The sequence below is a fragment of the Treponema sp. OMZ 790 genome (assembly GCF_024181285.1).
Taxonomy (GTDB): Bacteria; Spirochaetota; Spirochaetia; order Treponematales; family Treponemataceae; genus Treponema_B.
Genome location: NZ_CP051201.1, coordinates 306,154 through 317,546, shown reverse-complemented (window position 1 = coordinate 317,546; position 11,393 = coordinate 306,154). Strand labels below are relative to the sequence as shown.

The 11,393-nt window shown below is 37.1% G+C and carries 10 protein-coding genes; 1 reads left to right on the top strand and 9 read right to left on the bottom strand.

Annotated features, from left to right (window positions below; translation table 11 throughout):
* Positions 1-20: 20 nt before the first annotated feature.
* From E4O01_RS01495 to E4O01_RS01485, 3 genes are all read right to left on the bottom strand, one after another.
* A complete protein-coding gene (locus E4O01_RS01495) occupies positions 21-1,634 on the bottom strand; it encodes an ATP-binding cassette domain-containing protein (RefSeq protein WP_253693578.1) in 1,614 nt (537 codons plus the stop codon).
* A 90-nt stretch (positions 1,635-1,724) separates the two neighbouring features.
* Positions 1,725-3,311 (bottom strand): lysine--tRNA ligase, encoded by a 1,587-nt coding sequence (gene lysS, locus E4O01_RS01490; RefSeq protein ID WP_253693576.1) that lies wholly within the window; start codon positions 3,309-3,311, stop codon positions 1,725-1,727.
* A gap of 270 nt (positions 3,312-3,581) precedes the next feature.
* Entirely contained in the window at positions 3,582-4,718 is a 1,137-nt protein-coding gene (locus E4O01_RS01485) for a DUF4097 family beta strand repeat-containing protein (protein ID WP_253693574.1), read from the bottom strand.
* Between the two features lie 191 nt (positions 4,719-4,909).
* On the opposite strand from E4O01_RS01485, the gene tyrS reads away from it, so the two are divergent.
* Positions 4,910-6,130: a tyrosine--tRNA ligase gene (tyrS, locus tag E4O01_RS01480; protein WP_253719309.1), complete on the top strand. Its 1,221-nt coding sequence runs from the start codon at positions 4,910-4,912 to the stop codon at positions 6,128-6,130.
* A 26-nt stretch (positions 6,131-6,156) separates the two neighbouring features.
* Here the strand turns inward: tyrS and E4O01_RS01475 are convergent, their stop codons facing one another.
* From E4O01_RS01475 to E4O01_RS01450, 6 genes are read right to left on the bottom strand one after another with little or no spacing between them, the layout of a single operon-like run.
* On the bottom strand, positions 6,157-6,897 hold the full coding sequence (locus E4O01_RS01475) for a 16S rRNA pseudouridine(516) synthase (protein WP_371819626.1): 741 nt from the start codon (positions 6,895-6,897) through the stop codon (positions 6,157-6,159).
* Between the two features lie 18 nt (positions 6,898-6,915).
* On the bottom strand, positions 6,916-7,809 hold the full coding sequence (locus tag E4O01_RS01470) for an alpha-hydroxy-acid oxidizing protein (protein ID WP_253693571.1): 894 nt from the start codon (positions 7,807-7,809) through the stop codon (positions 6,916-6,918).
* Positions 7,806-8,378: a hypothetical protein gene (locus tag E4O01_RS01465; protein ID WP_253693570.1), complete on the bottom strand. Its 573-nt coding sequence runs from the start codon at positions 8,376-8,378 to the stop codon at positions 7,806-7,808. Before E4O01_RS01465 ends, E4O01_RS01470 begins: the two co-directional genes overlap by 4 nt.
* Positions 8,378-9,583, bottom strand: a complete 1,206-nt coding sequence (locus E4O01_RS01460; RefSeq protein ID WP_253693568.1) for an LIC_12708 family protein — start codon at positions 9,581-9,583, stop codon at positions 8,378-8,380. The genes E4O01_RS01465 and E4O01_RS01460 overlap by 1 nt, the downstream gene beginning before the upstream one ends.
* A 13-nt stretch (positions 9,584-9,596) precedes the next feature.
* The gene (locus E4O01_RS01455; protein WP_253693565.1) at positions 9,597-10,784 is read right to left on the bottom strand and encodes a class II aldolase/adducin family protein; all 1,188 of its coding nucleotides are present in this window, start codon (positions 10,782-10,784) and stop codon (positions 9,597-9,599) included.
* A 5-nt stretch (positions 10,785-10,789) separates the two neighbouring features.
* The gene (locus E4O01_RS01450) at positions 10,790-11,359 is read right to left on the bottom strand and encodes a response regulator (RefSeq protein ID WP_253695152.1); all 570 of its coding nucleotides are present in this window, start codon (positions 11,357-11,359) and stop codon (positions 10,790-10,792) included.
* Positions 11,360-11,393: the final 34 nt, after the last annotated feature.

Sequence of the window (11,393 nt, the reverse complement as noted above, 5' to 3'; positions counted from 1 at the left end):
CGTTGCTGTAATACAATTAATTAGTAATTGTTCCCATTTCCAATATTTAGCACATTTACATTAGTATTATCGCCTAAAAATCTTTGTACGGCTTCATCATGCGAAATGATAATTACAATTTTGTTTTTAGATTTGTTAAGCACTTCGGTTAAAATTGACTGAATAGCATGTATGTCTAAATTGGCAAATGTTTCATCTAAAATAATTACATCTTTATTATCTATATTGAGCATAAGACGCGCTAAGGCAATCCGTTTTCTTTCTCCGCCGGAAACTTTATCGATTTCACTTGTGCCTATGTGTTGAGTTAAATCTTTAATACCCGTAACCTTTGCAGCATATTCAATTTCTTCCGTAGAATAATTTTCGTTAAACAGCAAAATATTTTCTTTAACGCTTCCGTTAATTAAATAGATATTTTGCCGTACAATTCCTATTCTGCTTCTTAATGAGTTTTTATCGATATTTTCATAAGGGTTGTCATTAAAAAAGATTGTGCCTTGATAATCTATTTCTCCAAGCATTGCATTGATTAAACTCGTTTTTCCCGCGCCGCTTTTACCGTTTATTATATAAACGGAATCTTTTTTAAATTCGCAGCTAAAATCGGTAAAGATGTTTTTACTATCATACGTAACAGTAATATTATCGAGTTTGATAGTCTGTATGTTTTTACAAACCGCAGCATGTTCATTTTCTTTTTCTTCTGCCGCTTTAAAAAAATTATCAACGGGTTCTTTTAAAGCTTTAACGTCTTTTGAATATGTCCGTAATGCTAAAATACTGTTAAACACAGCAGAATAATTCATTGAATACATATACATTGCCAATACAGTTCCCGTACTTACATCGGTTGAAATAAATGTTTTGTAACAAATAATAATTGCAATGCTTGTAAAATTTCCTATATATTTTAAATAACGGGATTGAGAACTGGTCAGCATAAGAGAAATATGAGATGAAATATATCTTTTATTGATGTTTTCCAAATGTTTAAAAAAACCGTTATATGACGCATAATATTTTAAATCAAAGTTTCCGTATACTGCATCTTTTGCTAAAGCCATAACTTCCGTATAATTAGTTCTTTCGCGTGTTCTATCCTTAGCGATCTTATCAACAAGTTTTTTACTGATAAAATAAAAGAGTACATACCATAGAATTGTTATTGCTCCCAATTTGCAATCCAAAAGCAAAACAAATGACAATAAAGTAATTACTTTGATAAGTGTACTGATTGCTATAAAATACTGTTTAATTATTGCTTCTTTGAGTTGTTGAATGTCACTTGTTGCCATTCGAGATAATTCATCGGGGTTCATGTTAGAAAATACTTGTTTGCTGCTATTTAAAACTATCATTAAAAATCCCCGCAATAATTCCAATCCGATACCGTTTGTAAATTTCCAGTAATATTTATCGGCAAAATAATCAGAAAAATACTGTACAAAACCGGCTAGTATCAGTCCCCCCGAAAGCAGTAAAATTATTACAGGCGAGCTTTCAATAAAATTGTCGGATATAAATTTTATAAGCGTCGGAATTCCCTGCGATAGCAGCTGCGCAATTATCATAAAAAAAGTAATGAGCAATAATTCCTTTTTTTTCGATAGTATTAATTTAAGTATTGACATATTCTTTGATTTCCATTATATATTTATATGAATTCTATTAGCATTAAAGTTAGTAACCGTCAATCTGTTTATCGCGCCTCCATAAAAATTTTAATAATCTTTAAATATTTTCTCCAGCCTTTCCTTGCCGATGGTTTTCATAAAGCCGGCTAGACGAGGCCCCTGATCCTTTGAAACAAGGGCTTGATAAACGGCAACAAACATTTGCTTGGGTTCTAAGCCGCACTCCTTTGCAGCATCATAGAGGGCTGTCGAAAATGCCTTTTCATCCATCACGTCCATTTTAGGTAAAAGGGAATCCCTTATCGTTTTAACCGCCTTTGTTTCGGCCTCGTTCAAATCAGCCTTTGAGCCGTCAGTCCTTAAAGCAAACTTAAACTCTTCGGGAGCTCCTCCGTCCGTAATCCAATTCCATGCACATTCGGCTCTTGCCTTCAGCCTGTCAAGCTGAGCGGGCTTTACATCGGGAAGGCTGTTTATTACCGCATCTATATCTCCGGAATTTATTTGCAAAAGATTGCACAAGTGCCTAAAAGGAATTTGATAGGAAATACACTCAGGCATTCCGTCTATTTGAGAAAGCTCATAGATTCTATATTCTTTTTCGAAGACCGCATCGTTTTTGGCCTTTTCGGCCTTCCATGCAATACGCTCGGTCTTGTCGTAGTCCTCGTAAATTTTAATTACATCAAGGTCAAAGCTGATAACGAATTCGGTGTTGGGTCTTGTGCCTGCAAAAAGATATCGGGCAACTTCGGGCTGGTAAACTTCGAGCACCTCGGCAAGGCTTACAACCTTTCCCTTGGAAGAGGCCATCTTTCCGGGCACTCCCTTTAAGCCGATAAAGTCATAGCGGAAACTTACAGGGGCAGGCCAGTTATAAATGCGGGTGGAAACTAAGCTCGCCGTATCAAAGGAGCCGCCTTGCGAGTGATGGTCCTTTCCGGCAGGCTCAAAGACGGTTCTCTCAAAGGCCCATCTCATCGGCCAGTCAACCCTCCAGCCCAGCTTTGCGGACTTTGCCTTGCGCAAATCCAAGTCTTCGCAATGTCCGCATTCGCAAGAATAGCGTAAGGTCCAGTCATTGTCCCAGGACTCTATCTTTGTTGTGTCCTTGTTACAGGCGGTACAAAAAACCGAAACGGGCCAGTACTCCTCGGTAATCTTATGGGCCTCATCTCGGTAGGTGTTCAAAATTTCTTTAAGATCTTCCCTATTGTCCAAGGCTTTTTTCATCCCTTCGGCATACATTCCCTTTTGATAGCGTTCAGCCTGATAAAGATATTCGGGGTGAATACCGACTCTCGGCAATACGGATTCTACATCATGCTCGTGGTGGCGGGCGTAGTTTTCGTCCCGCTCAAATGTGTCGGGAACCATGGTAATCGGATAGCGGAGATATTTTTCCAAAACTTCAGGCTTAGGCATATTTGCAGGAACCTTGCGGAATACGTCATAATCATCCCAAGAATAAATAAAGCGCACCTTTTTTCCTCGGGAGCGCAAGGCTCTCACAACCAAATCTACGGAAATAATTTCGCGGAAGTTTCCTACGTGAACTGTTCCCGAAGGCGTAATACCGGATGCGCAAGTGTAAACATCGAGATCACCCCTCTCTCTTATGATTTTTTCGGCAGTCTGATCTGCCCAATGCAATAATTTCTTTTCGTTTGACATAATTTCTTCCTTAAAAACATTTAAGAGAGCCTCTAAAAACATCAGTTTTTAGAGGGGTTCCTTAAATTTAATTTGCGATGTTTTTCATAAGTCATTGATACATAAGGACTTATGAAAAACTCGTCGGGCATCTCTAAAAATCCAACAAGGTTTTTAGAGATGCCCTTAAAATAAACAAAAACAGGATATTCTATCCGAAAAAAGAGAGGGTGTCAAGTTGAATTTTTTTACAAATTTTAATTATAAAACACGATAAAGCTAAAGTATCTACTATTCAATTATAGAATCGGTAATTGAAACAGAATCTATACCGCTTTTAATCGAAGCATTTTTTGAATTAAAACCGGTAATTATTACTTTCCCTACACTACTTGTGACTGAAGGGTTTAAAAGTTTTTCCGATACCGAAGTTTTAATTTTTATCCATCCCAAATCGGATGCAATTGTACACGTATTTTTTAAGATACCATCAAACAAAATATTTCCATCGGTAATAATAGCCGGACTGTCAAAAATACAGTTTCTCATGGTAATGTTTCCGTATTCACCATGAATACCGAAATTCTTACATTCAATATTATTGCAGATAACAGATTTACCATTATGTAGATTAATGCTTTGATTCTTCTTTGCAAAAGATAGATCAATCTTATCGGCATTTCCTTTTATAACTAGATTATGTTTTACTTGGCTGCGATTTTGTTTTATTTCTTGTGTGTTATTTATATTTTGAAAAAAATACAGAGCATACAAAGAAGCTTCTGCATTAAGATTCATAGATACGTTCCCTGACTTACTTTGAATAATATTGTTCCCATACATTTCACCTTGAAAATAAATATTTCCGGTATCAGTTTTAAAATCAATGTTTTCAAAATGAGAATTATGCACTGCAAAGGAACCGCTTTCCATTTGAATTTTAACCTTTTCTGTTATAGTACTATCTTCAATTTGAAATTTTCCGTTCTTTACACGAAAAAAACATATTGCAGCCGTAAGATTTTTGATCATGCTTGTATTTTCAGTTTCAATAGTAAGCGTTTGCAGTATATGATTTTTAGGTATGCGAATACTGATAAGCGGAGGATTCCATCTTGCACGAGGTAAAAAAGTCAAAAACGATTCTTCTTTAAAAATAAGTGTATCATCCTCAATAGTAACACTCACATATTTTTCTTTTATATTGCTGACCGTATATTCAAGAGAAATATTATTATTTTCAGAAGGGGTATTATCGGCTATAAGTTCAATATCACAAAATTGTGTAAAAATTGAAATATTTTTTATTTTTTGAAAATCTATACTATGAGGAACAGAGCTTTGTCTTCCACTCATATTTGTAGCACATCCCATAGTAATAAGAATAAAGCCAATAACAAAAAATATTATTTTTTTCATATTCATCATATTTACCTGCCTTTTTTTAGAGGTTACATAAACTTATTTATCATTGTAAGCTCTGCATATATTATAAACTCCTTTTTTGTAAAAAGCAATTCCAAATTTAGCATTTTAGATAAATTTATAAAAATATAGTCATCATAATTTGAAATTCCTGCTCTGTTGACCCAAGCTGAAAATTATTGTATAGTCAAAACATGAATAAAGCATTAAAAATATTACAAGAAAGGGGCTTCCTTCAGCAATGCACCGATTTGGAAGCCCTTTCCAATAGAATGGACAAGGAACAAATCGCTTTTTACACAGGCACAGACCCGACAGGGCCCAGTTTACACATAGGACATATGGTTCCGATTTTTGCCTTAAAGCATTTATGCCGTGAGGGGCACAAGGGAGTCATTTTAGTCGGCGGAGGAACTTCCCGCATAGGCGACCCGTCAGGAAAAACCGAAATGCGCAAGATGCTTTCTTATGATGAACTCGATAAAAATGCGGCTTCAATTCAAAAACAAATTGAAAAATTTTTGGCAGAAGATATTAAGAACGTGAGTTTTGTCAACAATAAGGATTGGCTTGCCGATTTAAACTACATCGATTTTTTACGCGATATAGGCTCTCACTTTTCGGTCAACAAAATGCTTAGTTTTGAAGCCTACAAAAAAAGAATGGAAACAGGGCTTTCTTTTTTGGAATTTAACTACCAGCTTTTGCAAAGCTACGACTTTTTAATGCTCAATCAAACCCGTAATGTGGAACTTCAAATAGGCGGAGATGACCAGTGGGGAAACATGGTTGCAGGAAGCGACCTTATCCGCAGAAAAGGCGGAAGCGAAGTGTTTGCCCTTACCTTCCCCCTTGTTACAAGAGCCGACGGTCAAAAAATGGGAAAGAGCGAAAAGGGAGCCCTCTTCTTGGATCCCGCCCTTGTTTCGCCATACGACTTTTTCCAGTATTGGAGAAACACGGCCGATGCCGATGCCGAAAAGTTTATGCTTCTTTTTACCTTCTTACCGATAGAAGAAATAAAGACTATTTGTGCAGGAGACATAAACAAGGCTAAGGAAAGATTAGCCTTTGAAGTTACGGCTCTTATTCACGGAAAAGAAGAAGCGGAAAAAGCCTTAGAAGGCGCAAGAGCAGCCTTTTCGGGCGGCGGAAATAAAGACGCCATGCCCACAGCGAATTTGAGTCTTTCAAAGTTAAACGAAGGAATCGGAGTTCTTGACCTCTTTGCCGCAGCAGGACTTGCCTCAACCAAGAGCGAAGCCCGCCGCCTTGTCGAGCAGGGAGGAGCTTTTATAAATGAAGAAAAGATATCCGACATCAAGGTCCTTATAAAAAAAGAAAGGCTCGACAAGGACGGCGAGATGATTTTACGCGCCGGCAAAAAACGCTTTATGAGGGTAATCTTCAGCTAAAGCAAAAGCAGATGCTTTAAAACTCATCAAAAATAATCTCTCAGTGAGTCTATTTCGCAGGCGGAAAGTTCGCGGTATTCTCCGCCTTTTAGACTTTCATCCAAAACGATTGAGCCGACTGCAATGCGGCGAAGGTAACAAAGTTCGTTGCCTGCGCTTAAGCACATTTTTTTTACCTGATGAAATTTCCCCTCGGTTATGTGCATTAAAAATCCGCTTCTAGCAGAACCAGTTTTGTTTTCACATCTTTCAAATTTCGCGGGAAGACATCTGTAGCCGTTTTTTAGAACAATTCCCTTTTCAAATTCTTCGCAGTAATTTTTAAATTCCTCGGCGGAGGGCTCTCGGCTAAATTCGAGGTAATAAGTTTTTACGGTTCTCGACTTGGGCGAAGTAATCTTGTGGGTAATTTCCCCGTCATCGGTAATAATCAAAAGACCTTCAGTATCTATATCAAGCCGCCCAATGGGGAAAAGCTTCATCTTGTCAAAGGGAGCTTTTATATAATCCATTACGGTCTTATGCACGGGATCGCTTGTCGAAGTTACACAGCCTTGAGGCTTATTAAACATAAGATAAATATTTGTTCTAAGCACAAGAGGTTCGCCGTCTATTGTGATTTTATTTATATCAGTGTCCAAAATAAAAGAAGGAGAAACAATACGCACCCCGTCCACGCAGCAGTTTTTTTTGCGTATCATTTTTTTTACATCGTTTCTGGAGCCGAGACCGCTCAAGGCCAATATTCTGTCTAAACGGGTTTTCACTACTTTTCTCAAAGCTCCTTAACTTGACCGCGAGGCTTCTCGATTTAAATCTTCACTTAAAATCGAATCGATAAAATTTTTTATACCGTTTTCCTTATCTCTAAGAAGGGCGGTAATGCAGGGGCGGCCTATTAAAACCTCTTCAATCCCTAAAGATGAAGCAGCCATAAAATCTGCTCTTTTTCGTAAGCCGCCGTCTGCCCAAACCTCTCCCGTATATTTTTTTATTTCCTTTAAATGCTTATCGGCAAAGGCCGCAACACTTCCTCTATCGGTTTCAATACGCCCTCCGTGATTTGAAATTATAGCAATGTCGGGTTTCAGCTCCTTTATAACTTCGATATCATAGGCGGTAAAAACACCCTTAACTGCAAAGGGGAGTTTTGCATATTTTTTTAAGGCAGCCAAATCTTTTGCGTTCTTTTTTTCAAGGTTAACAAGGTTCCTCATCGTTACTATGTTATAAGCATCTGTGTCCACTCCGATAATTTCGGCAACCTCTTTTGAGGCTTCGATCCTTTCAAAAAGCTTCATCTGAGGATAGGGCTTTAAAAAGACAGCTCCCTTCTTTTTTGCATTTTTTAAAACTTCAATACCTGAAAAAAGTTTTAAGTCGGGATAGCCGTCTCCTATGCTCAAAGCCAAATCAGCCTTAACCGAAGCTCCTATAAGGTCAAAGTAAAATTGCCTTTCGTCCTCATAGCCGATATTTTCTACAGCTCCCGTAATCGGAGCAAGGCGGAGCCTCGGCAGAGGATGGGATTGAGAGGTATAATAGTTTTTCCACTCGGCACAGTTTAAAATAAAGTTAAAGTTTTCAAAGACGCCGCCCATTCCGGGAAGTTCGCCTATACAGGCTTTGCCGTCGCATACATTACATAATCGGCACTTATATTTTTTGTTTATACTCATTTTATTCTTGTCGATAAAACCAAAAGTTTTTCTTTTATATAAATTTCTGCTTGTACTTTTTTTGTATCTGAGGATTCGGTTTGTGAAGAAAAGATAAGTTCACTGCCCGTATAAATACCGGTTTGAAGTGAAGACGATAACCTGCTTCCTGCATCATCCAAAAAAATAAAGTTTACTCTTACCAAGGCTCCGTCTTTTTCTTGACTATCTCCTGAGTTTTTAAAAAAATTAAGATTTTCACTCAAGCGTAAATTTACTAAAATTCTATTTTGATAAATAAAGGATTTTAATTCCGTTTTGACTCCGTAAATCTTACCCTTATTTTTATCGGTCCGGGTAACAAACAAAACAATGTTTATAGCCGCAAGCACAACTATAACAAAAAAAACGGATCTCAAGCCTCTATTTTCGGTTACACTTTTTATAAAACTTCTTCTTCGCACAAAATCCGGATCATGTAATTGTTTTACCTTTTCGGAGGCATTTTTAATTCTATCTTCTCTATTGTAGCGGGTAAAAACTTCGCGCGCAGATGAATCCCGTTTTTCGAATAGATCATCATCACTCATCACTTGTCTCCGATAATTTTGTCGGCCCTCCACCACACAACCAAGGCCTTATCATCCCTGGCAAGCAGAGCCGAAATAATTCCTTTGGAAGAAACATGGAAGGTATTATAAAACATCTCACCGCTTGAAACAATTAAATCTTTTTTATATTTTTTTTGAGACTTTAAATTCATAATCTCAAGTGCATAGCCTTTACTTGTAGGAGTCAGTAAATAACACCAACCATTTTCGGTAATGCCTATCATCTCATAAACTTTTTTAAAAGTGAGACTTTCGTTGCCGGATACTTCAGTTGCCTCATAGGCATCTATATCCGTTTTTTTATCATATTTCCCGGTTTTAATATTTAGAAAATAAAGACAACTTTTATCGTAACTTACACCAAGGTTAGCCTTTGTTGCAGCATCCTTTTCTTCAAGATAGTAATCGATTTTAATATACAAATAAAGATTATTAAAATCGGGAATTATTTTATCTATTGAAGAAAATATTTTATCGGAACCCTCATATGGATTCGGAATTGCATTAAAAAATATGGGTATCTTATATAATAGATCTCCTTGACTGTTATACCAATAAATTTTTAAACTCGTCTGTGTTCGGCAAACAACAATTATATCGTTTGAAGAATTTGTATGAATTCCTTCGATAGAGGGAAACGGCGTTCCGCCGAAGCCTTCTTGGCCCAAATAATCTACAAAGTTTCCGTTTTCGTCAAACCGTAAAATTATATCCCGTAAAGCCAGATTTTCTTCATGGTCGTATTCAATTCTTTCATCCAAAACCGAATCGACAACAAAAAGATGCTTCGAAGAAGTTACGGTTAAAAGAGCAGGATGATTAAAGGAATATTTAATAGCGGCTCGAGTTGTAGCCTTTACATCTTGCGGATCTTTTTTCATAAAAGAAGGCTCAATATTGGTGTCGGGATTATAAAAAAAAGTAAGTAAATCCCCGAATGAAGACAGCTTTAAAATTTTTTGCCCTCCCGAATTCACTATATAAAATATACCTTCCTTCATTAAAATCTGCGTATCGGGACGGGAATAGGTACTGTTCAAATTAAAAAGATTTAACTCACTTTCAAACAAACCGTAATTTAGACTAAATTTTTCTTCTCTTTCAAGCTCTGAAGGTGTTTCTCGTCTACAGGCAAATAAAAGAGCAATAAAAACTATAAGCAATATTTTCTTTAGATTTTTCATATTATGTAAACCTCTAAATTTTCAAACTAATTTTGGAATACTCTCCGATATAACCTTTCCGCATTTTTTGAGCACTCCTACGGCTGATCGGAAAATAATTTTTAAATTTCCATGAAAGGACAAGGGCCAAAAGATTCTTCTCTAAGATTTCTTTTAGGGCCGTAATATCATCTTTATCGGACACACAACAAAGAGCTCCGCTTTCATTTATCAAAACACAAGACCGTTTTTTTAAAGCCTCCACTATTCCGCCGTTCATTTCTTCGGCTCTGTTTTCATAGAAAGGAAATAAAAATATATTTTCTCCGGCAATTTGAGCAAAGTCATCTAAAAAAGCAGGTATGCAGTTATCTATATTAAGCTTTTTCGAAACAAAAAGAGCTGCGGGCAAAGAGCTTTGTTCTATAAAATTAACATCCGGATAGGAGCCGTATATGCGCCTATGTAAATCGGCTTGAAAGTCAAAAAGCCCCTCAGTTATATTTCCCGATTTTATATCCATCTTGCAAACGGTTATATTCGTATTTTTATCGTAAACCGTACAAGAATCGCCTTCACGGCAGCTGGAATAAAAATTAATCAAAGGCAGTAAGGCTTTTCTTTCATGGCGCCGGTAAGCAAGAGCCAAAGCCGGCTCTTCAGAAAAGACCAGATTTCGGCAAAGTTCTTCAAGAGCCTCAGCTTTGTCAAAGGCAGAATCTTCATCTTCGCCAAAGCATAGAGCTCCGTGCTGTGCCATAATTATCGCTCCGGAAGATTTTGCCAAACATTTTACCGCATGGCGTGCTATTTTTTTTGTGCCTGCAGGCGCATATTTTGCAATCGGCACAGTCTCTCCTAAAACAGAGCTAAGTTTTTCGTCTTCAACAGGGATGCATGAAAAACATCCTGAAACGGCAGAAGCAAATTTTTGATGTGTGTGAATTATAAATTTTATATTTTGATCAGCTTTGTAAAGGCTTGAATGAACAAAGCGTTCTGAAGAAGGCTTAACGGAACCTGAAGTTTCAGGCTTATTTACTTTAAGTACAACTATATGTTCAGGTTTTAAATTCTCGTACCCGTATCCGGAAGGAGTGATAGCAAAAGTTTCGGAGTCTATACGTACACTCACATTACCCCATGTACGCACCGTCAAATTAGACGTTAAAAGTTTTTTTCCCGTCTTTATTATAATACTTTTTGCTTCATCAACGGTCATCCCTTCTAGCTTACAACCTCATTTATCTCACTCAATATGGCGCTAAAATCTATCGGTTTTCTAAAAAAAGAATCAGCTCCAAGCTCCTTCATTTCTTTTTCCAGACTATCGTCATCCAATCCCGTAATAACGATTATATAAGGCTGGCCGAAAAAAGGATCGGTTTTTATTTTTTTACATATTTCTTTACCGTTAACTCCCGGAAGATCAATATCCAAAACAACAAAACCCGGTTTATTCTTTACGAGTTGGGTTCCTGCATCAAATCCGTCAAATGATTGATACACGGTCAAGTTAGGAAGGCTTTTATTTAAAAAAGAAGATATTGCCTCGTTTAAAACCTTATCATCGTCTATAATAATAACTGAATTCCAGTGAGCCTCATCCGATGAATCCTGCAATTCGGGGGGAATCTTCATTCCGCGTTCTTTTATAAAGAGAAGCAAATCTTCATAATATACCCTATACTGACCGCCCGGCGTATTAAAAGCTTTTAAATAACCGTTTCTAATCCAGTTAATAGCAGTCTGGTTTACAACGCCGCAAATATTTGCGACTTCAAGGGCTGAGTACATTTTAACACGTCGTCTACTTTCACTTTTTCCCATA

Bases quoted from the DNA above. Each gene is read 5' to 3' on its own strand.
- E4O01_RS01470 (WP_253693571.1), bottom strand. From the start codon at position 7,809: ATGAGTATAAACAAAAAATATAAGTGCCGATTATGTAATGTATGCGAC.
- E4O01_RS01495 (WP_253693578.1), bottom strand. From the start codon at position 1,634: ATGTCAATACTTAAATTAATACTATCGAAAAAAAAGGAATTATTGCTC.
- E4O01_RS01455 (WP_253693565.1), bottom strand. From the start codon at position 10,784: ATGACCGTTGATGAAGCAAAAAGTATTATAATAAAGACGGGAAAAAAA.
- E4O01_RS01485 (WP_253693574.1), bottom strand. From the start codon at position 4,718: ATGATGAATATGAAAAAAATAATATTTTTTGTTATTGGCTTTATTCTT.
- tyrS (WP_253719309.1), top strand. From the start codon at position 4,910: ATGAATAAAGCATTAAAAATATTACAAGAAAGGGGCTTCCTTCAGCAA.
- E4O01_RS01465 (WP_253693570.1), bottom strand. From the start codon at position 8,378: ATGAGTGATGATGATCTATTCGAAAAACGGGATTCATCTGCGCGCGAA.
- E4O01_RS01450 (WP_253695152.1), bottom strand. From the start codon at position 11,359: ATGTACTCAGCCCTTGAAGTCGCAAATATTTGCGGCGTTGTAAACCAG.
- E4O01_RS01460 (WP_253693568.1), bottom strand. From the start codon at position 9,583: ATGAAAAATCTAAAGAAAATATTGCTTATAGTTTTTATTGCTCTTTTA.
- lysS (WP_253693576.1), bottom strand. From the start codon at position 3,311: ATGTCAAACGAAAAGAAATTATTGCATTGGGCAGATCAGACTGCCGAA.